Origin of the sequence: Paenibacillus wynnii, assembly GCF_030812855.1 — a bacterium.
In the GTDB taxonomy this organism is placed as follows: domain Bacteria; phylum Bacillota; class Bacilli; order Paenibacillales; family Paenibacillaceae; genus Paenibacillus_AQ; species Paenibacillus_AQ wynnii_A.
Window position 1 is genome coordinate 341602 of the sequence record NZ_JAUSTK010000002.1, and the last position, 22475, is coordinate 364076.

Annotated in this window: 19 protein-coding genes; 3 read left to right on the top strand and 16 right to left on the bottom strand. The window is 45.5% G+C overall.

The genetic code is table 11. The annotated features are described in order from the left end of the window. Positions 1-68 precede the first annotated feature (68 nt). The 6 genes from pgmB to J2T20_RS03505 form a co-directional block, all read right to left on the bottom strand. Positions 69-3074: a beta-phosphoglucomutase gene (gene pgmB, locus J2T20_RS03480; RefSeq protein ID WP_307585579.1), complete on the bottom strand. Its 3006-nt coding sequence runs from the start codon at positions 3072-3074 to the stop codon at positions 69-71. A gap of 58 nt (positions 3075-3132) precedes the next feature. After that, complete coding sequence (locus J2T20_RS03485; RefSeq protein ID WP_307585581.1) at positions 3133-4224, bottom strand: carbohydrate ABC transporter permease; 1092 nt, start codon at positions 4222-4224, stop codon at positions 3133-3135. Then, positions 4225-5307 carry a carbohydrate ABC transporter permease gene (locus J2T20_RS03490; RefSeq protein WP_307585583.1) on the bottom strand — a complete coding sequence of 361 codons (1083 nt, stop codon included), beginning with the start codon at positions 5305-5307 and terminating at the stop codon, positions 4225-4227. It abuts the gene before it with no gap. Between the two features lies 1 nt (position 5308). After that, the gene (locus tag J2T20_RS03495; protein ID WP_307585585.1) at positions 5309-5530 is read right to left on the bottom strand and encodes a hypothetical protein; all 222 of its coding nucleotides are present in this window, start codon (positions 5528-5530) and stop codon (positions 5309-5311) included. A gap of 28 nt (positions 5531-5558) precedes the next feature. Continuing rightward, the gene (locus J2T20_RS03500) at positions 5559-6980 is read right to left on the bottom strand and encodes an ABC transporter substrate-binding protein (protein ID WP_307585587.1); all 1422 of its coding nucleotides are present in this window, start codon (positions 6978-6980) and stop codon (positions 5559-5561) included. A 332-nt stretch (positions 6981-7312) separates the two neighbouring features. Then, positions 7313-8317: a LacI family DNA-binding transcriptional regulator gene (locus J2T20_RS03505; RefSeq protein ID WP_307585589.1), complete on the bottom strand. Its 1005-nt coding sequence runs from the start codon at positions 8315-8317 to the stop codon at positions 7313-7315. Between the two features lie 584 nt (positions 8318-8901). On the opposite strand from J2T20_RS03505, the gene J2T20_RS03510 reads away from it, so the two are divergent. Further along, complete coding sequence (locus J2T20_RS03510; RefSeq protein ID WP_307585591.1) at positions 8902-9924, top strand: LLM class flavin-dependent oxidoreductase; 1023 nt, start codon at positions 8902-8904, stop codon at positions 9922-9924. Positions 9925-10228: 304 nt separating this feature from the next. Here J2T20_RS03510 and J2T20_RS03515 read toward each other — a convergent pair whose 3' ends face one another. Then, positions 10229-10381, bottom strand: a complete 153-nt coding sequence (locus J2T20_RS03515) for a hypothetical protein (RefSeq protein WP_307585592.1) — start codon at positions 10379-10381, stop codon at positions 10229-10231. An 820-nt stretch (positions 10382-11201) separates the two neighbouring features. Between J2T20_RS03515 and pepT the strand changes: the two genes are divergently transcribed. Next, positions 11202-12434: a peptidase T gene (pepT, locus tag J2T20_RS03520; RefSeq protein ID WP_307585594.1), complete on the top strand. Its 1233-nt coding sequence runs from the start codon at positions 11202-11204 to the stop codon at positions 12432-12434. An 82-nt stretch (positions 12435-12516) separates the two neighbouring features. Here the strand turns inward: pepT and J2T20_RS03525 are convergent, their stop codons facing one another. Continuing rightward, positions 12517-13653 carry an NADH-dependent flavin oxidoreductase gene (locus J2T20_RS03525; RefSeq protein ID WP_307585596.1) on the bottom strand — a complete coding sequence of 379 codons (1137 nt, stop codon included), beginning with the start codon at positions 13651-13653 and terminating at the stop codon, positions 12517-12519. 186 nt (positions 13654-13839) lie between these two features. Here J2T20_RS03525 and J2T20_RS03530 point away from each other — a divergent pair, with 186 nt between their 5' ends. Then, positions 13840-15216 (top strand): MATE family efflux transporter, encoded by a 1377-nt coding sequence (locus J2T20_RS03530; RefSeq protein ID WP_307585598.1) that lies wholly within the window; start codon positions 13840-13842, stop codon positions 15214-15216. Between the two features lie 71 nt (positions 15217-15287). On the opposite strand, the gene J2T20_RS03535 is transcribed toward J2T20_RS03530, so the two are convergent. The 8 genes from J2T20_RS03535 to J2T20_RS03570 all read right to left on the bottom strand — a co-directional run bounded on the left by J2T20_RS03535 (position 15288) and on the right by J2T20_RS03570 (position 22458). Then, positions 15288-16169, bottom strand: coding sequence for a carbohydrate ABC transporter permease (locus J2T20_RS03535; RefSeq protein ID WP_307585600.1), 882 nt, complete (start codon positions 16167-16169; stop codon positions 15288-15290). 23 nt (positions 16170-16192) lie between these two features. Then, a complete protein-coding gene (locus J2T20_RS03540) occupies positions 16193-17074 on the bottom strand; it encodes a carbohydrate ABC transporter permease (RefSeq protein ID WP_307585602.1) in 882 nt (293 codons plus the stop codon). Between the two features lie 96 nt (positions 17075-17170). Further along, complete coding sequence (locus J2T20_RS03545) at positions 17171-18523, bottom strand: extracellular solute-binding protein (RefSeq protein WP_307585603.1); 1353 nt, start codon at positions 18521-18523, stop codon at positions 17171-17173. Positions 18524-18637: 114 nt separating this feature from the next. Further along, positions 18638-19441, bottom strand: coding sequence for a response regulator (locus J2T20_RS03550; RefSeq protein ID WP_307585605.1), 804 nt, complete (start codon positions 19439-19441; stop codon positions 18638-18640). Further along, on the bottom strand, positions 19404-21176 hold the full coding sequence (locus J2T20_RS03555; RefSeq protein WP_307585792.1) for a sensor histidine kinase: 1773 nt from the start codon (positions 21174-21176) through the stop codon (positions 19404-19406). The genes J2T20_RS03550 and J2T20_RS03555 overlap by 38 nt, the downstream gene beginning before the upstream one ends. Positions 21177-21353: 177 nt before the next feature. After that, positions 21354-21584 (bottom strand): cold-shock protein, encoded by a 231-nt coding sequence (locus J2T20_RS03560; protein WP_307585606.1) that lies wholly within the window; start codon positions 21582-21584, stop codon positions 21354-21356. A gap of 142 nt (positions 21585-21726) precedes the next feature. Next, positions 21727-21927, bottom strand: coding sequence for a cold-shock protein (locus J2T20_RS03565; RefSeq protein WP_019914790.1), 201 nt, complete (start codon positions 21925-21927; stop codon positions 21727-21729). A gap of 252 nt (positions 21928-22179) precedes the next feature. Beyond that, a complete protein-coding gene (locus tag J2T20_RS03570) occupies positions 22180-22458 on the bottom strand; it encodes a hypothetical protein (protein WP_307585626.1) in 279 nt (92 codons plus the stop codon). Between the last annotated feature and the right edge of the window lie 17 nt (positions 22459-22475).

Genomic DNA, 22475 nt, shown 5'->3' on the forward strand with positions numbered 1-22475 from the left:
AATAGACATGCGGAAAATCCCCCGTTCTTTCTTCCTATTAGGAGAGAAACGGGGGATTTTGTTTGCTTTTATAGGCGATTCAATAATCCGAAAAGCAAGTCCGAATGGAGCTCCGAGGTAGAAGATAGAAGCAGATCAGCAGCTCCAAGCTGCTCGAAGGACCCGATTCCCACCGCCTTCATGCCTGCGGCTTGGATTGCGCTGACTCCAGCCGCTGCATCCTCAACACCGATACAGTTCCCGGGATCTACGCCCAGCATTTCGGCAGCCAGCAGGAAGATCTCCGGATCGGGCTTACCCTTGCGGATACTACCCGGATCAGCGACAGCCTGAAACCAATGGCCCGCCTCTAATCTTTCCAGAATTAACGGAGCATTGTGGCTGGCTGAGGCCAGTCCAATGGATACTCCATGAGCCTGTAGGTCGTCCAACAGCGATCCAATCCCCGGCAAGAGATCTGCTGGAGTAATCCGTTCGATCATCTGCTTATAATTCTCATTTTTCTTCGTAGCCAGCTCCAGTTTCTCTTGCTCGGAGAGGTGAAGCTCGCTATCTTCCAGCACAATATCCAGAGATTCCATACGGCTGACACCTTTGAGCCGTTCATTTTTTGCCCGATCAAAGGTCAGTCCAAGCTCCTCGGCTAAGGCCTTCCAAGCTAGATAATGATACTCCGCGGAGTCTGTAATCACCCCATCGAGGTCAAAGATTACAGCCTCAAGCTTCTTAACCAGTGATACACTTACCGGTTCTTGCGGATGAAGCATTAATGGATGGCCCTTATGCTTGATTTCTAGACCTTCACCTTCTAGCAGCGTGTATACTACTTCCTCACGGCTCACAAAGATATCCACCAACTGTCCACGACTTACAATCTTGAAGCGGTAGCTATCCCACTGCGAAGGTAATACCGGATTAAAGTCTAATTCTCCTTGATAAAGTCGCATTCCACCGAACCCATTAACAATGGACATCCATGAACCCGACATTGCAGCGGTATGCAGTCCATCTTTAGCATTTCGATTAATATCATCGAGATCCATTCGTACGGTACGGTCGAAATAAGCGTAAGCTTCTTCCAAATCTCCTATTTCCGCAGAGATAATACTATGGATACAAGGAGATAACGACGAGTCATGTGTGGTCAGCGGCTCATAATAGTTATAATTCCTGATTTTGTCGGCTAAGCTGAACTTTTCTCCCAGTAGGAACATTGCCATTACCAAGTCAGCCTGCTTAAGCACCTGATGACGATAGATCACTAGGGGATGATAATTCAGGAGCAGCGGATACTTATCTGCAGGTGTATTTTCGAAATCCCACTTCCGCTTACTTAGAAATGTATCATCCTGCGCATAAATTCCCAGTCCATCATCAAAAGGAATGAACATTTTTTGTGCAGCTTTCAGCCAACCCTGAACTTCTTCCTCTGTCAGACCGAGCGAATTCTGAAGGCGCTCATAATCCTGAGGGTACTTCTCACCCAGCAGCCCCGCTGTTTGAAAAGCAAAGTTCAATTGATCCTGCACCATCAAATTGGTATATGCATTGTTGTTGACGATTGCCGTATACTCATCCGGTCCTGTCACCGCATCAATGCAGAAGGCCCCGCCGCGTGCCGGATTGAAATGTCCCATGTCTGCCCAGAAACGTGAAGTCTCGAACAAAATCTCTGCACCCTTGGCAGCCAAAAACTCATAATCACCCGTTGCTTGTACGTACTGCTTAAGACCATAGGCAATATCGGCATTGATATGCGCCTGTGCCGTACCCGCCGGGAAATAGGAGGAGTTCTCTTCCCCGTCAATGGTACGCCAAGGGTATAACGCCCCCTTCTGGGACATAACAGCTGCCCGTTCCCGCGCCTTGCCAAGTGTGGCATAGCGGAATTCCAGCAGCGCCTTGCTAATCTCTGGCTGGGTGAATGTGAAGAAGGGCAGCATGTACATTTCCGTGTCCCAGAAATAATGGCCTTCATAACCTTCACCTGTCAGGCCTTTGGCACCGATGTTCGTAACGCCGTCCCGACCCACGGATTGCAGCAGCTGGAACGCATTGAAACGAATGCCTTGCTGCAATGCAGGATCACCGTTGATCTCTACATCTGTTCGACTCCAGAAGGTATCCAAATAGGCTTGTTGTTCTAGAGCCAGACCCTCAAAGCCTGTATCCTCCGCCATCTGCAGCACATTAACACTCCGACCCATCAGTTCTTCTTCCGGATAATCCTTGGAAGTATGATAGGAGATGTATTTGGTGAGCGATACGGTTTCCCCGCTAAGTACCGGAACGGCAAACTCTGCAGAGATTCGTTCTCCGTCCAGCTTCTCCGTCATTTCATAGCCGGATGACGAATGCACGGTGTGACTCATAGCTGTGAACAGTGCAAACCGTGTATGCCGTGTCCGCTGCTTCATCCAGATAAGGGATTCACCATGCCCGGACCCTTCCAGCAGCAAACTTGGCTCGGCACTGCCCGCCCCGAGGCGCGGATCATCAGTAACTTCCTGTCTGGCAATTTTGCCGTCCATAATCGAATGAAACGTAACCATACCGTCAAAATTCAGGGCCGTAACCTCATAATCTACGGCTGCCAAATGTTTATGCTGCAAGGTTACCATCCGCCGGATTTGCAGGAGTACGCGGTGACCAGCTGGCGATTCCCATTCAACCAGCCGGTGCAAAATACCATTCTTCATGTCGAGTTTCCGTTCATACCGATGCACATGACCCGTATTTAAATGAAAGGGATGTCCATCAATTCGGAGTTCAATAATTTTGGCATCGGTAACGTTAAGCATAGCCTGGTTACGGGAAGGATACCCATAGGCACCCTCCGGATAGACAATAGGTTCCGAGTCAAAAAATCCATTAAGATAATTGCCGGTTACAGACGTTCCTTCACGACCATGATAACCTTCTTCAAAATTACCCCGCATCCCGATATAGCCGTTGCCAAGTGCAAATATACTCTCACTGCGTTGGTTGTTCTCATCATTATAAGCATCCTCACCCAAGCTCCACTCACGGTAAGGATATAATGCTTCTGGATGTTCGTATGGTTTCATCTTCATCTCTATAAGGCTCCTCCTAAAAGCAGTCTGCTCTGTTTATGTTAACTTCAGATCATGTTTAACCCTTGACCGATCCGCCCATGAGACCTCTGACAAAATACTTTTGCAGCAGGAAGAAAATAGCCAGCGGCGTAAGCATGGAGATAAAAGCAGCCGAGGTGAGCAAATGCCAGTCATTCCCCCGAGATCCCACAAGGTCGGCAATTTTCATAGACATAACCTGTACTGACGGCTGATTTCCAATGAAAATAAGCGAGACGAGGTAATCATTCCAGACCCATAAGAATTGAAAGATACTAATAGAAGCCAATGCAGGTACGGACAACGGTAGAATCAGTTTGCTAAAGATCGTGAAGTGACTCGCACCATCAATAAAGGCTGATTCAAACAGATCCTTCGGTAATTGGCTGATAAAGTTGTACATAAAGTACGTAACCAGCGGTAATCCAAATGCAGTATGGGCTAACCAAATCCCCAGATAACTTCCGTTCAGGCCAAGTGATGTGAAATCCTTCAGCACTGGAATAAGTGCTACCTGAATCGGTATTACGAGCATCGCAATAATAATGACGAACAAGGTTTTGCGTCCCGGAAACCGCAGCCAAGCGAAGGCATAAGCGGCAAAACAAGCGATCAAGACCGGAATTACAGTCGCAGGAACAGCGATCGTAAGTGTATTCCAGAAGGCTTGGGAGAGACCGGAGCCCTTCTGTGTGATTACGGTGCCGTCTGCTTCCTTAATCTTGTATTCCTTACCCGATAGGACATTTTTGTAGTTATCGAGTGTAACATCCGTTTTTACTTGCCATCCCTTATCCTGGACATTCACAGTACGTGCTCTGCGATTCTCCCATAGTAATCGGCCGTCGTCTGCTGCAACACCTGCTTTTAACTGATCATCACTGTAGGTCTTTCCATTCACTTCAATAGGCTGGCGAAGATCTACATCCTTGGAGAGCTGAATGGTCTTGCCAGACTTCCATTCTTGATGGGGGAATATCTTCCACCAGCCGGTGTGCAGAATATCTGCAGCTGGCCGAAAGGATGAGATAAAGAGACCCAGTGTTGGAAGCAGCCATATGAAGCAGATAAACCCGAGGACGATATTAACTACCGTCTTGCCACCTTTTCTTTTTTTCTTACCGACCATTTAGAATCCCCCCTGCTTGCGGAACTGACGCAGATTAATAAGAATTACAGGTAAAACTGCAATTAGCAGAACGATAGCCAGCGTCGAACCGTAACCGAAGTTTCGGTACATAAAGAACTGTCGATAGAACTGTGTTGCTACTACCTCTGTATCGTATTGACCACCCGTCATCACCATGACGACGTCAAATATTTTCAATGTAAAGACAATAATAGTTGTTGTGACCGTCAGGATCGTGGTTGAAATATACGGGATCATAATACCAAAAAAGATTTTGATCTCACCGGCGCCGTCCACACGAGCAGCCTCCATAATATCTTCGGGTACGCCTTTAATTGCTGCCGAGAAAATAACCATCGCAAAACCTGTTTGCATCCAAATCAGAATAACAATGAGGAAAAGGTTGTTCCAAGGCTGCAGCATGCTGGTCCAAGCCTGCGGCTCGCCCCCAAAATAAGTAACGATTGCATTCAGCAAACCAATCTGCTCATCACCCGGCTGATAGTAGTAGATAAATTTCCAAATGACACCTGCTGCTACAAAGGAAATAGCCATCGGCATGAAAATGATTGATTTAGCGATTTTCTCATAGCTGCTACGGTCTGCCAGGATAGCGATTAACAAGCCGAAGGTAACACAAGCCAAAGTCCCCAAGAATACCCACAACAAGTTATTGCGCAGTGCAGTGGCCATCAAATGATCGCTGAATATAGCTGCATAGTTGCTTAATCCCACAAATTCCTCGGAAGAAGCATTAAAAAAGCTTAGGTATAACGTCCGCAGTGCAGGCAGAATCAATAACCAGCCTAGTAGAATAACTGCGGGGCCGATAAATACATAAGGTAGTACCCTGGTTCGCACATGCACAGGATACCGCTCAACCGCCCAGGTCAAAGTATAGTAAATTAGATAAACGCCTAGAACGCCCCAAAGGACGGCAAGAACCGCAGTAACCAGCGGATTAAGTGTTGAATCCCGGAAAAATCTGAAAATTAGCCCGTTTACCACGATATTAGCTAATAATACAGCTAGGGATAAGAGCACCGCCTTTATACTGATTTTTTGCTTTGCTTGTGCACCCATTTTAGCTCCTCCTATAAGTTTTGCCGTAGGCAAAACTCTCTTCGTAAGCATCATCTATAAGTTTTGCCGTAGGCAAAACTCTCTTCGTAAGCATCATCTTTAAGTTTTGCGTGGGGGCAAAACTCTCTTCGTAAGCATTGTTACAACCATTTTTATAAAACAAAAAGAGGGGCAGATGTTTCTTCCGTTCTCGCTGCCCCTCTTCATGTGTAATCTTAGCCAATCAACAGTTCATCATTGTGTTAATGTGATTAGTTTTTCCAGCCGGACTGGATTTGCTCAAGAGCTTGATCCAGAGTAGCTGTGCCACTCACATAGTCGGTCATACCTTTCCAGAACGTTCCTGCGCCTACACTACCAGGCATAAGGTCAGAACCGTCAAAGCGAAGGGTCGATGCATCTTGAACCAACTTAGCCATAGCACGGTCTGATTCAGAGCTGTACCAGTCCAGGGAAGCGTCATTCATTGGTGCGATTACGCCACCGGATTGAACCCAAGTCTTAATGGATTCACCTGTTGTGAAGAATTCCAATACCGCACGAACCTCAGGACGATCATTGAACATTGAGTAAATATCACCGGCTACCAGTACTGGTTTGCCGTATTGAGGGTCAATGGAAGGCAGATAGAACCAGCCATAATCCTCATCAATTTTTGCTGTTTCAGGGAAGAAGCTTGTAATAAAATTACCTTGACGGTGGAACCAAGCTTTTGGCGGGTTGTCAAACATAGGTTTTGGAGCATCGCCGAATGCAGTGGTAACGATGGATTTAGTACCGCCATAGACATAATCTTTGTTCAACCAAATTTTGGACATCACTTCTACTGCATGTTTTACTTCAGGGGAAGTGAATGGAAGCTCACCTTTAACCCATTTGTCATAATTCTCAGGAGTAGTAGTACGGAGCATAATATCTTCTACCCAGTCGGTTGCTGCCCAGCCTGTTGCTGCGCCGCTTTCGATGCCAATGGCCCACGCAGGATCGCCGTCTTTTGCAATTTGCTCCGTCAAAGCCATCATTTCATCCCAAGTTTCTGGAATCTTATAACCAGCTTCTTCAAATTGTTTCTTAGGGTACCATACAAGGCTCTTCACGTTACTGCGGTTCCAAATACCTGCCATGATTTTGCCGTCTTTACCGTCCATGGTGGACATATCCAGCCAGCTTTGGTTGTAGTTAGCTTTCAATTTGTCCTGATCCAGAACAGTTGTCAGATCGACTACTTTACCAGTCTTAGCAATGGATGAAAGTAAACCCGGTTGCGGGAAATCCGCGATATCCGGAGCATTTCCGCCATCTACGCGGATATTAATAGTAGCTTCAAATTCTTTGGAGCCTTCATATTGAATATCGATGCCTGTTTTCGCTTCGAAATCCTTGATGCTGTTCTCAAACTTCACTTGGTCAGCATCTACGAATGGGCCGAACATTGTTACTTTTGTTCCTTTATAGTCACCCTTCATCGCCAGTTCCAGCGGTGATCCGGCTGTGTCGGTACTGGTGTTCTCTGTCGATGCCGGTGCGTTATCAGCTGCTTTTTCCGTTGCTGCCGGTGCATTTGTTGGTGCAGCATTGTTATTTCCATTATTGCCGCATGCGCTAAGCATCATTGTAAATGACAAGCAAAGCACGATTGCCAATGGCATTTTTCGTCCTGGAGCTTTTTTCATCTTTTCATACATCCCCTTTAGTTGTTTTAGAGAATTGCATCTTCATGAATAATATGTGGATGCCAGAGCCGTCTATTGGCTGAATCACCTCCTTGCAAAGCTTTTCAAAAATGAATTTACTATACTTAGCTAATTAGTAATTCTACGAAAATGCACTATATAATAACGCTTACATTTCCATCATATCATACTACCCAATGGTTTCCAATAGTCCTGAATTATACTTTTAATGAATTACATGGTTCCCTTAATCTAGTGCAAGATATTTAAGAGTTTTGAAATACAAGATTATGAAAAGCTTTTCAGAGTCTTGTGAAAAAAAAGAGAGTGTCTCATTTTTCACGTGATGATTCTCTCACTATCAATTTATGTTCCATCTTCTCCCGCTTTACCTTTACGCTTCCAGTTGATAGAAGCTCATGTATTTTCTCAGCTGCTCGGTATCCTAATTCATAAATAGGCTGTGCGATGGTAGTTAGCTTAGGAATAAACATAGTAGACATCCGCAGGTTGTCAAATCCTACGACCGACACTTGACCGGGTACATGAATGTTCCGATCCTTCAGGTACGAAATCGTACCCATTGCGAATTCATCAGCGACACAGAATACAGCAGTGATGTCCGGGTATTCGGTGAATAACTCATGAGCAGCTTGATAGGCATGTTCAAAGCGGTGATTAGCAAATTTGATTTTCTCCATATTGTGCTCCAAGCCAAATTCATTCAGAGCTCTTACAAATCCATCGTAACGCGGTGGACCTGAGATGGAATTATCATGGTTAAAACCAATCATCCCGATTTGCTTGTGACCCAGCTCAATAAGAAATTTCACTGCATCATACGCGGCAACCTCATCATCGATCTCCACACAAGGAATGTCATACTCATCAGAATGAGAGGAGACAAGCACAAATGGTATCCGGCATCCCACTAATTTCTCATAGTACTCTGGGTACAGAACATCACTGGCGAAAACAATCCCGTCCACCTGCTTCTCATGAAAGGCATCAATGTATGACAGTAAGCGCTCTTTGTCTCGGTCGGTATTGCATATCATTAGGCTATAACCGAGTTTTATACACGCATCCTGCATTCCACGGATAACCCCTGCAAAATACAGGTTCTCTATATCCGGGATGAGTAAACCAAGTGTAAATGACTTCTTGTAGATAAGACCTCTTGCAAATGCATTAGGCTGATACTGCAGCGTCTGGATAGCTTCGATAACTCTGTTGCGCTTACTTTCCACCACCGTTTCCGGTGCATTCATTACACGGGATACGGTACTGATAGATACTTCGGCCATCTTGGCGACATCTCGTATTGTTGGCTTCATTGTGTGTACTTCCTTTTTAGAAAACCTTTTCAAGGTGATTATAGCAAGGTGATCCGAAAAGCACAACACCTTTTTTAAACCGCTTACAAATTTATTTCTTTAGGTTATATAAAGAAACTCCGTTGGAATCCAGTCATTAAATAAAGTCAAAAAACCATATATATTAGAAAGCCGTTTGAAAAAGTACTCCTCCAAGCTTAAATTTCTATATTAAAACTACTTTTTTTGGGGCGATATTAATGCGTAAAATATGAAAAGCTTTTCAGATGAATTGGATTCATCAAATAGATTATCTTCCGGTTCGGGGGAATGGATGACTACAAGGCTGGCTGCAAACTTACTAAAAGTAGGTAAATGACTTAACTTCATGTTATACTATCGTGTAGATTAGCAAAAAGCAGCAAATACTGCTTAAAAGATAATCAGATTATATGTAGCGTGAAAACTAAGCTTATGCTTACGAAGCCAGTTTTGCTTCGCAAAACTTTTAAGTTTACGCTTACGAAGCAGTTTTGCTTCGCAAAACTTTTAGGTTTATGCTTACGAAGCAGTTTTGCTTCGCAAAACTTTTAGGAGGGATCATATTGAAGCTATTGCAGGACATTCCGATTTCCGTGTTGGACCTTGCCCCCATTGTTGAAGGAGGGACAGCGGCGGATTCACTTCATAATGCGCTCGATTTGGCCCGTCATGCCGAACAATGGGGATATCATCGCTATTGGCTGGCAGAACATCATAATATGCCCGGTATTGCCAGCTCAGCTACTTCGCTGGTTATCGGTCACGTAGCATCAGGTACCCGTACAATCCGCGTGGGCTCAGGAGGGATTATGTTATCCAACCATGCTCCTCTAGTAATTGCAGAACAATTTGGAACATTGGAATCCTTATATCCCGGTCGCATCGACCTCGGGCTTGGCCGGGCACCCGGCTCCGATCAACCTGCTTCCCGGGCATTGAGACGCGGTCTTGGCAGCGACGGCAGTGAATTCCCTGAACAGCTAAGTGAACTGCGGGCCTACTTCGACCCTGGTGCCGGCAGCTCCCGTCCACCGGGAGTACGGGCGATCCCCGGAGAAGGACTTAACGTTCCGATTTGGCTTCTGGGCTCCAGCGGTTTCAGTGCAAAATTGGCTGGGCAACTGGGTCTGCCTTTTGCTTTTGCCAGCCATTTCGCACCGGATTATCTGCTTCCCGCTCTGCATCTATATCGCAGCAGCTTCCAGCCTTCTGAGCATCTAGATAAACCGCATGTTATGGTTGGTCTAGGCATCACTGCTGCCGAAACCGTAGAAGAAGCACGTAAACTGGCTACTTCTCAGCAGCAGCAATTTCTGAACATTATCCGTGGCCGTACCGGTAAACTACAGCCTCCCGTTGATAGTCTGGAGGGATTATGGTCTCCTCAGGAAAAAGCAATCCTTCAGGATAAACTTCAGTATTCCATCTCAGGAGACAAAGCGACTGTCCATGCAAGATTACAACAAATTCTTACGGACACAGACGCCGATGAATTTATCATCGCCTCACAGATCTATGATCATGAAGCCCGATTACGTTCCTATAAGCTTGCAGTTGAAGCTATTAAGGGCGAATTAGTCTCCTAAGATCTAATATTAATGATTAAGGCTGATCCACGGCAAAACCGGAGGATCAGCCTTTTTCATAACACCTGAAAAAAGTAGTTCCTCAAAGCACCACTATTCGACAAATTACTCGATATTTATTGGATACTTATTAGATATTATATGATCTATCGTATGATGGACATGTACAAGTAGCGCTGTAAAGGAAGACTACTGAGCAGCGGACTCAAAACGCACCCGATACCCACCGATTCCTGCACTTTATACAACATTTCAGCTCCCAACACTCCTGATTCCCACTAATTCCTGCACTTTGTACAACATTTCAGCCTCCAACGCACCCGATACCCACCGATTCCTGCACTTTATACAACATTTCAGCCTCCAAACACCCGATACCCACCGATTCCTGCACTTTATACAACATTTCAGCCTCCAAACACCCGATACCCACTAATTCCTGCACTTTATACAACATTTCAGCCTCCAACGCATCTGATACCCTCCGATTCCTGCACTTTATACAACATTTCAGCCTCCAACGTATCCGATACCCACCGATTCCTGCACTTTATACAACATTTCAGCCTCCAACGCATCCGATACCCTCCGATTCCTGCACTTTATACAACATTTCAGTTCCAGCTGTGTCCCTTCAATGATCAACCAACGGATTAATACATCATTAGTTACTACACGGTCCGCTAGTGGGGCGAGGTTAGGAGCGTGTGCGGAACGGGCTCGTGTTTGAGTTCAGTGCATTTCCGGGTCCGGTACGGATTCGGGCTCGGGTACGAGTCAGTCGGGTGCGGATTCGGGTGCGGGTGCGAGTTAGTCCGGTACGGATTCGGGCTCGGGTACGAGTCAGTCGGGTGCGGGTGCGGGTGCGGGTGCGGGTGCGGGTGCGGGTGCGGGTGCGAGTTAGTCCGGTGCGGATTCGGGTTCGGGTGTGAGTTAGTTCGATGCGGATTCGGATTCGAATTTAGGTCTGGTTCGGGTGCGAGTTTAGTTTAATGCGGATCGAATTCTGGTGCTTGTACGGTGCAGTTCGGGTGCGGGTTTGGTACAGTTCGCGTGTGGTTCAGTTCGATGACTAAAATCCGAGTCAAAAGTTACAGTAATTTGCAAAAAAAACACGAAAAAAGAGGGAGGAAGCCCCACAAGATTTTCCATAAATCAGCAGACACCTCTTTTCGGTAAAAACCCCTGACCCCTTCTCTTCGAGTAAAGCATTAAAGTGAGACTAAACGTAGAAAATGTTACTATATACATACGACTATATAGAGGAGATGAGTAAGTTGAAGCAAGAGGTTATGAACCGATTTATTTCCTATGCGAAGATGGATACACAATCGAACGAAGAGAGCGACACTTGTCCTTCGACCGAGGGGCAGTGGATGCTTGCCCGTAAGCTGGTAGACGAGCTTAAAGAGATCGGCATGCAAGACGTGACTATAGATGAGAATGGATATGTCATGGCTACTCTTCCCGGCAACAGCGACAAAGAAGTCCCGGTCATCGGATTTTTGGCGCATTTAGATACGGCTACCGATTTTACCGGCAAGGATGTGAATCCGCAAATCGTTGAGAACTATCAGGGCGGCGACCTGATTTTGAATAAGGCCCTGAATATCGTGCTTTCTACGGCAAGCTTTCCTGAGCTTAACGAATACAAAGGTCATACGCTGATTACCACAGATGGTACTACTCTGCTTGGCGCAGACAATAAAGCCGGTATTGCCGAGATTATGACCGCTATGACTTATCTTATTAATCACCCGGAAATAAAACACGGTGCTTTGAGGGTAGCATTTACTCCTGACGAGGAAATCGGACGTGGGGCACATCGATTTGATGTTTCTGCTTTTGGTGCAGCTTATGCTTATACGGTTGACGGCGGGCCGCTCGGGGAACTGGAATATGAGAGCTTCAATGCCGCAGCTGCTAGAATTACAATCCATGGGGTAAATGTTCATCCAGGGACAGCTAAGGGGAAAATGATTCATTCCTCCAAAATCGCCATGGCTCTCCACAATAGACTTCCAGCTAATGAAGCTCCTGAGTTTACTGAAGGGTTTGAAGGGTTCTATCATCTGATCTCGATGCAGGGGAATGCTGAACAGAGCAAGCTTCATTACATTATCCGCGATTTTGATCGGGAGCATTTCGAGGAGCGGAAGGCTTTTATAACCAGTGTAGTTGATGAGTTTAAGAGCACTCACGGTTCGGAAAACGTCATACTTGAGATCAACGATCAATACTACAATATGCGCGAAAAAATCGAGCCTGTACGCCATATTGTTGATATTGCCCATGAAGCTATGGAAAACCTCGGGATTACACCCGTTATTCGTCCGATTCGCGGTGGGACCGATGGTTCTCAGCTGTCCTATATGGGATTGCCAACCCCCAATATCTTTACGGGTGGAGAGAACTTTCACGGTAAGTTCGAGTATGCCTCTGCAGACAATATGGTTAAGGCTACTGAGGTCATTATCGAAATTGCCAAGCTGTTTGAGCAAAAGGCTTAAGGGACTACAACCGAATCTGATTTAAAATCAAAAGGCACCTCCGCTGGATTCGCTCCAGATGAGGTGCCTTATTTCATTTAGCTTATCCCTTAACAGGTACCCAGCCCGGCGTGTTAAGTATTGCTGTCCAGAGATAATCGGGAATAACTAGATCAGCCTGCTCGGCGGGATTAATCTCTGTTGCAATGTCTCCCTGCTGTCCTTCTGCGACCTTCTGCACCCAGTCCGGCTCGACAAGAAGCGGTCGACCCAATGCCACCAGTGATACACCACTTTGGAGTGCCTTCAACGCATCATCGGCACTATACAGAGAGCCAACTCCTATGACAGGAACCTTACCAGCAACACGGTCAAGAATCTGCTCTATGCGCGGCCGCGGATCTTCTGTCCCGCGCCGTGGCAGTGACCAAAACTCCTGCAGTGACACATGCAGGTAATCCAATCCAGTATCTTTTAGAGCATCGATTAACGTAAAGGTCTCTGCCATAGTAATGCCCGGTGTCTCAGGCTCTTCAGGGGAGAAGCGATATCCCACGAGAAAGGGCGATTTCGCATGCTCAGCAACAGCTCTCTTTACAGCCTCTACAACGGCTAATGGAAAGGTGAGCCGTTTCTCCAAACTGCCGCCCCAACGATCCTCCCGAGTATTGGAATGCGGGGAAAAGAACTGCTGGAGTAAATAGGTGTTCGCTCCATGAATCTCTACACCATCAAAACCCGCTTCGATCGCCCTGCGTGTAGCCTCACCGAAATCGGAGATGATACCTACAATCTCTTCATCCGTTAGAGCACGTGGTACGGGTCCGTTTCCACCGCCAGGCAGCTCTGCTGCAACAGCACTGGCACTTACAGGCTGACCATCTGGCAGCAGCTCGGGTGGACATTGGCGTCCGCCATGAAAAATCTGCAGAACTGCTTTTGCTCCCTGCCCTTTAATGGCATCGGCTAATTTACGCAAGCTGGGAATGAGTTGATCGGTGTCCGCACCAAATTCACCCGGAAAACCTTTACCGCTTTTAGAAACATACACACAAGCAGTAATAACCATACCTACACCTTGTGACCGGCGAATATAATAAGCTTCTTCTTCAGCAGATACAGTTCCGTCTTCATGAGAAGCAAAGTTAGTCATAGGAGCCATCACTACACTGTTTTTTAAGGTAAACCCGTTGTTAAACTCAAACGATTGTAATAAAGGTTTATATAAGTTTTCTGACATTGCAGCAAATCCCTCCTGCTTCATTTTTACTATCATTACCATATTACTCTTCTCTAAAAGCTTTTGCACTTTTGAGGTATGAAATATGGTTCCCATTTAACTAATGCTTTTTGATGAAAGCTGTGCTAATATACCCTATGTTTAGTGATCTGGTAAATCCAGTATTATAATGAAGAGGGTGTACTCTTGAAATCTAAAGAATTGAATCTCGTAAGGTTGACCTGGCCAATCTTCCTGGAGCTTTTTCTGTTCATGCTGATGGGCAGTGTGGATACCTTTATGATCAGTTCCGTGTCTGATAATGCTGTCGCGGGGGTCGGGGCGGCAAATCAGATTATTGCCATGGCCATTCTTGTGCTTAGCGTAATCGGAAACGGCGCTGCCATGGTCGTATCTCAATACCTCGGCTCTAAGAAGCCTCAAGAAGCAGCGCAAGTTATTGGTAATGCCCTCACGCTTAACTTAGCGGTAGGCCTTATCCTTAGTACTTTTTTGCTCTTCTTTGGAGGTTACTTACTCCAAGCCCTAAATGTTACAGGGGACATTCTTGTCTATGCAAAGTCTTATATTCACATCGTGGGCAGCTTTATTTTTTTCCAGGCTCTCATTAATGCATTAGCGGCTACGATTCGTACACACGGATTTACAAAGCAGACTATGATCGTCTCCATGCTGATGAACATTATTCATGTGATCGGTAACTATATTTTGATCTTTGGTCACTTTGGCTTTCCCGCACTTGGAGTGCAAGGGGCTGCAGTTTCAACCATAATTAGCCGATTTATTTGTCTGATTCTCTTTTTCCTGCTGCTTTACAGAATTATGGAAGTGCGCGTTATGTGGCATTATTACATTAAGCTCACCAAAAAGTATGTCCTTCAGATCCTGAAGATCGGCATTCCATCCGCGTTTGAATCTATAACCTACCAATCCTGCCAACTGGTATTTACGATGTATATTACATATCTTGGTGCTGAAGCTATGGCTACACGTCAATATGCGCTTAACATCTCCAGCTATATTTTTCTGTTCAGCGTGGCGGTATCCATGGGCACTTCCATTATGGTGGGTCGTCTGGTGGGAGCAAACCGGCCTCAAGAGGCCTATGAACGTGTGTTCAAAAGTGTAAAATGGGCGCTGCTCGCTACCGTTATTATCGATGCCCTCGTTATAGCTTTCCGGGTACCATTGCTTGGTCTTTTCACCGATAATCAGAGTATCATTGTTATGGGCGCCCATGTCATTTTGCTCAGCTTTCTCCTAGAGACCGGGCGAACCTGCAACTTGGTGATTATTAATTCACTGCGAGCCTCAGGTGATGCTAGGTTCCCGGTATATATGGGGCTGCTGTCCATGGTCTGTATGAGCCTGCCTCTCGGTTATTTCCTAGTCTTCACGCTCGATCTTGGGTTAGCCGGTGTCTGGCTTGCTACAGCGGCGGATGAATGGGTCCGCGCCATTATCATGTACTTCCGTTGGCGAAGCAGGGCATGGGAGAAACATGCCCTTGTCAAATATGATCCTGCCGAGGACAAGAATAGTCCGGCTCCTGTCACCGGTTAAATGGATCCACACACAAAAGGCTGTACCTTAAAGTCCATCCGGACCTAAGGCACAGCCTTTTTCAATTTTGCTTACCCCTTAACAGAGCCGGCTGCAATCCCTTCCACAATCCGATCACTTAACAATAAGAAGACAATAAGGATTGGCAGGATACTGATCATCAGAGTAGCACCGATCGCTCCCCAGTCAGTAGTGTACTGCCCTATAAAATTCTGGACACCTACCGTTAGGGTTTTGTACTTATCCGAGCTGATAAAGGTGTTCACGAAGATAAATTCGTTCCAGTTGTAGATCATATTAATGATTGCAGTAGTAGCCAACACCGAAGAGGTCATCGGCAGGATGATCCGGAAGAACATCGTGTTGACGGAGCAGCCGTCAATGATCGCCGCTTCCTCAACTTCCTTAGGGAGCGCATAATAAAATCCCAGTAGAATCATGATGGTCGTAGGTAAATTGAATGCCACATAAGACAGGATGATTGAGATGGGACTGTCTGTTAAATGAAGCTTCAGGAACAAGCTGAACAAGGGGATCAGTGTAGAATGGACAGGAATCATCAGACCCACCATAAACAACCCGAGTACAAAAGATCTGCCCTTCCATCTCATACGCGTTACCGCATACGTAACGAAGCTTGCCAGAAGAACCGTTAGCGCTAAGGCAATTGCCGTTATCAAGACACTGTTAACAAAATACTGTGCGATATTTCCGTTCGTCCATACATTCACATAATTTTCCCAGTGGGGATGTGCAGGTATAGAAAAGGGCGCCATATTGAATATTTCCTGATTATTTTTTAATGAAAAAATCAACAGCCAAACGAGTGGGAATATTTGTACAAGGGCTACAAGAATAAGCCCCAAATACATTAAGGTGTACCCTGTTCCCTGTAGAATTTTGCGTTCATTTACTCTTCCAGAGTTATAGCCCGGTGCAGTAGCAACTTTCATATATGTTCCTCCTTCCTATGTGCTTATGAATATTGAATGGTCTCTTTCGATGCTGTAGCCTTGCGAATCAGATAGGTTGCTACGAGACAAACCAGCAGTAGGAAAAATCCGATTGCACTGCCATATCCGAAGTCAAAGCTGCGGAATGCTTTATGGTACATGTAGGATGCCATAACTTCACTGGCTCCGTTAGGTCCTCCATCCGTCATTACATAGATCAGATCAAAATATTTCAGAGATCCGACTACGGACAGTACGATAGTTACCTTAATGACCTCGCTCATCAAGGGCAGCTTGATCCGTGTGGCAATCTGCCATGGATTAGCTCCATCAATACGAGCGGCTTCCATTAGCGATTCCGGAATATTTTTCAATGCAGCATAGTATATGAGAATATAAAACCCGGCATATTGCCAAATAATTGGCACAAACAAGGCAAGCAGCACAATGGATGGCTCAGCCAACCAAGCGGGAGGGTTATCGACACCAAGGGACATAAGCAGGGAATTTAGTACCCCGTTTGTAGGGTGGTAAATTTTCATCCACAACTGAGCAATGGCTACGGAAGACAGTAGCATTGGAACCAGATAGATTTTACGAAGCAGGTTAGCACCTTTGATTTTGCCTGAAAGCACTAATGCGATAAGCAGGTACCCGATAAGGCTGATCCCTGAGAACAATGCAAGCTCAAAGGAGTGAAATGCACTGCTCCAAAAGGTTGAATCCTGTATAAGATGTTTGTAATTCTCCAAACCGATAAAGGTCATTTCTCCGATACCGTTCCATTCATTAAGTCCATAGTATCCCGTAAGTACAATAGGCATATATATAATTCCCATAATCAACAGCAGGGACGGCAGTACATATAGAGCAATTACCAGCTTATTAGACATGACTTTCTCCATCGTCAAATCCTCCTATCTATCTCTTTTTAAAAGAAGTGGAGCGGTTGTACCCGTATGCCTAGATACGTCCCGCTCCGCTTCGGAATGCTGTATATTCTAGTTGCCTTTTTCGATGGCTTCTTTATGCTTCGTTGCAAATTGCTCCGGAGTTACTGCCTTACCAAACAGCGCCTGAATCATATCCAAGTGAACTTGTGCCGCGCTCGGCTTCATTTGAACATCCGCAAAGAGTGTAATGCTGCTGGCTTTGCTCAATTCGTTAAGAAGATCTACATAAAGCTGTGGCAATTCAGTTTTTGTCGTATCTACTTTAGTAGCCGGGATAACACCCGCTGTAGTTACGGAATCTTCACCCCATTTAGATACAAAGTATTCAACAAAGGCTTTAGCCTCTTCTTTGACCTTGGAGCTTTCAGCTACGAACAATCCTACACCAGGACCGCCAACCCAGCTGTCGATGTTACCTTTACCATTTTCCACAGTTGGGAATTTGAAGAATCCGACTTTATCCTTGAACTCTTGCGGGATATCAGGATTGGTTGTAAAGTTAGGCAGTTCCCAAGTACCCATCAGATACATGCCTGCTTTTTCGTTCATAAACTCAGCCTTGCCTTCATCGTTGGACAACCCGTTGAATCCTTTATTGAAACCGTTCATATCTACAAGCGTTTCAATTTCGGTTGCAGCTTGTACCAGGCCTGGGTCATCAAAGGATCCTGAACCTGCAATAGCATTCTTCAATGTATCGTTGCCGGCAATCCGGTCAGCCAGGTACATGTACCAAAGTGAACCTGTCCAACGATCTTTATTTCCAAGAGCTATCGGAGCGATACCGTTTTCAGACAGCGTTTTCACAACTTCCTTGAATTCAGTGTAAGTTGTAGGTGCTTGCAGGTTGTACTTTTCAAAAATGGCTTTATTGTAATAGATCGGAGAAATGTTCAACTCAATCGGCAGGGCATAAGTTTTACCGTCAATAGCATAAGCTTCTGTCGTACCCGCAACGAATTTGTCTTTAAGCAATGTTCCGTCCTTAATATCATCAATTGGAGCGAACAAACCGCCTTTCACGTAAGGCTCCATGAACCCGGCAGCCCAAGTGATACCGACATCAGGAAGTTCATTGGAAGCTGACAATACTTTGAGCTTGTTTTTGTATTGTTCGTTGTCCAGAACCTCTTCCTTGATGGTTACATTCGGGTGATCCGTCTGATATTGATCAATAATCTGATTTACTAGCTTATTCTGTTGGGCTGAAACTCCAGCCGGCCATAAGTGCATCATGTTGATCGTAACTTTCTGCTCATTAGCAGTTGCATCAGTTGCTGGTGTATTGCCCCCGTTCGCAGCGTTTGTAGCATTGTTATTTTTACCACCGCCGCAGCCCGCTAGAACGAGCATTAATACTAAAGTCAGGAGCAATCCCTGGGTCACCTTGTTCTTGGACATGAATTATAACCTCCATGGTTTGTTTTAGTGCGATTTGTGTAACCGCTCTCAAATCAATTCTATCACCGGAGTCTTATGTCCATAAGATAACGGCTATTGGCAATAACTCCACTATTATTGGATTTCGTCAGAAGTACCTGTCATTTGCTGGCGGTAACGGCTTGGACTGAGATCTTCCTGTGTTTTGAATACTTTTATGAAATACTTATCCGTCTGGTAACCTACTTTCTCTGCGATTTCACCTACAGACAGCCGGGTATGAACAAGCAATTCCTTAGCCCGTTGAACTCGAAGACGTGACAAATATTCGCTAAAAGGCAGTCCAACCTGATCTTTGAACAACACGCTGAAATAACTGGCGTTCAGGTGCAACCGTTGTGCCATATCCGCCATAGTCAATGTCTCATGCAAATGCTGCTCCAAATATAAGAGGGCCTCTTTGACAGGCTCCCCTATGCTCATATTATTGCCGGGATCAAGCTCTGCTAGCTTCTGGTCTACCAGCTTCTCCAATTTCTCATGGCGTTGCTGCTCCTCTTCGCGCTTGAGGGCCTCCTCAACAACTTCAAGAAGTTCCTTTTTATCGAGAGGCTTCAGCAAATAATTAACAGCGCCGAGCTGAAGAGCTTGCTGTACATACTGGAACTCTGCGTACCCCGAGATGACCACAATTTGCGGCCTGCGGGCATGCCTATTGAGCGAACGAATCAAATCCAGTCCGCTAACCACCGGCATCCGAACATCAGTGATGAGTAAATGAATCGTCTCATGCTGCAGACGCTCCAAGGCTTCTACGCCATTATCCGCTGTCTCAATCCGGTAGTTTCCGGCCGCCCACACCTCTAGAGTTTGTTTGATTCCTTGGCGTGTTCTAGGCTCATCATCCACGATTAGAATGGTTTTCATGTTCAATTTCATACGAATATCCCCCAGTATTAGGTATTTCAAAAGTGAAAACCGTTCCTTCAAACGGAGTACTGTCAATATGCAGCCCTTCCAGCTTTAAACCGTCTCCCTCATAGTAAAGCTTCAACCGTTTCTGAACATTGATGAGGCCCACTCCCGTACCTTTAGTCGAAATTGAAGGGCCTCCTTCAAGAGTATCGTAGAGCGCGCTAAGTTTATTCGCATCCATACCGGGGCCATTATCCTGTACGGATACCCTTGTCCATCCCTTCCTTGCAGAGGGGGATACTCGGATGGTAATGTAACCCTCCCCGATGCTGCTCTCCACTCCATGCAAAATCGCATTCTCAACTATAGGCTGAATGAGCAGCTTGGGAACAGGCACCAAAGCCTCCTGCGGAGTCATCTCAATGTTCCAGGACAACCGCGATCCAAGCCTCATCTCCATGATTTGCAAATAGCGCTTAACCTGATCCATCTCTTCACCAATCGTTACCCATTCTTCCTTGTTCGGATTGACAATAATATAGCGGAACATTCGGGACATAGCGACCATCAGCCCAGCCAGTTCTTCCTCACCCTTCTCCTCCAGAGACCAGTTAAAAGCCTCAAGCGTATTGAACAAAAAGTGTGGATTAATTTGCGCCTGCAGTGCTTTGAGCTCCGTCCGGCTTTGGAGGACTTCCTTTTCATAGACTACCCGAATTAGATCATTCATATTGCTAACCATTCCGTTATACGTATTATTCAGCTCTCTAAGCTCCATAGTCGAGGCTGTGGCGGGATTAGGTGTAAGTACGCCAAGCCGTGATTTGCGCATCGCCCGGATTAGATTGATAATGGGCCGTGTAATCATAGTGGAGAGGACAAAAGACATGATCAGAAACAACACCGCCCCGATTCCACCGGATGCAAGCAAAACTGTTCGCAGCACAGATAATCCTTCCGTAACATAGCTCACCGGAGTCAGGACGAGCAATGTCCAGTTCGTTTTTTCCGACAACTGCTTAACTGTAACATACTCCTTACCCATAAAATTCACCGTCTGATCCACACTGTCCAGTAGCGGAGTCAAATCCACATTAGGGCTGGGGCCACTCCCCAACAGCTGTCCCTCATTGTTCGCCAGAAGAATAGACTCCCCAATTGTGGCTCCTGCGAGCGGATCATCCAATTGAAAATAACTGCGCTGTATGCGGGCTATAAGGTAACCTCCCCGTGAGAACCAACGGTTCATGAGACTTACCTGCCGGATCGCAAGCAGACTCTGATCATCATTCGGATCGATTCCGATCCAGACCAATCTTCCCTTTTGTTTATTGGCTTCCTCAATATACCGGCTGTCAATCCGGGTGCTTAAGCTGCCTTCCCGAATGGGAAATAACAGTTGATAATCAGATGTATACAACTCTAATGAACCCACGCTTGGCATATACGCCTGATAGCTGGAGACCACTTGTAGAAGGGACTGGCGTTGATTAAAAGTGACGCTTTTTCCGTCAATCTGTTTTAGCAGAAGCTGTTGAACCGTGGCGTGATTGGCTACCTGTGCCGTTAAACTGTCTATCTGTCCAATGAGTGCATCCAGCCGGCCGCTTGCCTGTATAGCAGTTTGATGGATATGCCGCTCCGCATTATTTTTCAGCAAATAAGAAACCTTTTCATAAACAATCACACCGGCGACACCAATAATAATGAGCATAACTAATAAAAACCCTATAAATATTTGGTTCCGTAATGTATTCATTCGATCAAGTCTTCCGTACACAGATATTCCTTCTTCCGTAGGCGTTTTCAACTCTATTCTCCCCAAGTCCCGGACTTTGTCAAGGAAATGTTACTGGATTTTCCCGAAAAAAAGGCCACCCCGATGAACGGAGTGACCTCAGTATATTATGTTATTGCCGCTTCTCAGTAAGAAGAATTAGTTAATGGTAATGCCCTTCTTAATGGCCTTCATATCGAAGTTTTTGTTCACAAGCAACGGCAGAATCTTCATGCTTCTAGTCATAGGTGAGTTACACTGCCAGCATGTTGGCACATATTCAAATGCGAAATTATCACGCATCCAACCTGTGCAGCACTCCTGCGTACAGGACCATATAGCTGTGTCTTCTGTTGGGATGTCTTCTAACGATTTTTTACGAAAATACATTAAATTCCCCTCCTTGGTTCGAATCGAGACGATTTCACCTTCCCCGCAGGGAGTAGGCATGGCATGCTGATACGAGAAATGAAGAGAATGTTCAAATAAAAACGACCCTTAACTCATGTTAAGGGCCGTTCGGAATTTCAAATTACAGTTTTACAACGTTTTCTGCTTGTGGTCCACGAGCGCCTTGAGTTACGTTGAACTCAACGCGTTGGCCTTCGTCCAAAGATTTGAAACCGTCGCCAGTGATTGCGGAGAAGTGTACGAATACGTCGCTTCCACCTTCAACCTCGATAAAACCGAATCCTTTGTCTGCGTTAAACCATTTAACTGTACCTGTTTGCATGATATTACCTCCAATATTTTATTTAACACATGTCCTTTTATTCCTACGTATTGTACGAACAAATAAAAATTCACACATTGTAAAAGGCTTCATAGACACAAATGCAACCTTTAACAATATGTGAATTAAGGTTTAAATTTGATTAACTTCATTGTAGCACACATATTTAACAAATGCAAAGGACTAGGCAATATAAATATTTTCGGCCCATTTGCCTAATCATTTAAGACATAGAGCCGAAGTCTAACTTCCTTAATCTACATACCCTGCAAGACCTTTGTCCATTAAGTAATCCATTTCTGCATCCAGGATAGTTTCTACTATCAGCTCGTCCAACTTCACGTCACGTTGGCTGGTAACATAATCAACCAGATCATCATTATCGATGTCGACCTCACCCTTAGCATCCGCCTTGGCGTTATTAATAAAGGTCTGCTCATGCTTGAGCACCAGCAAAATTAGCTTAGGGTCTACCTTTGTCTTGTCGGATATTACAGCTACCAATTCCTGTTCATTAACCTTATCACTCATATGTTGTCATCTCCTTA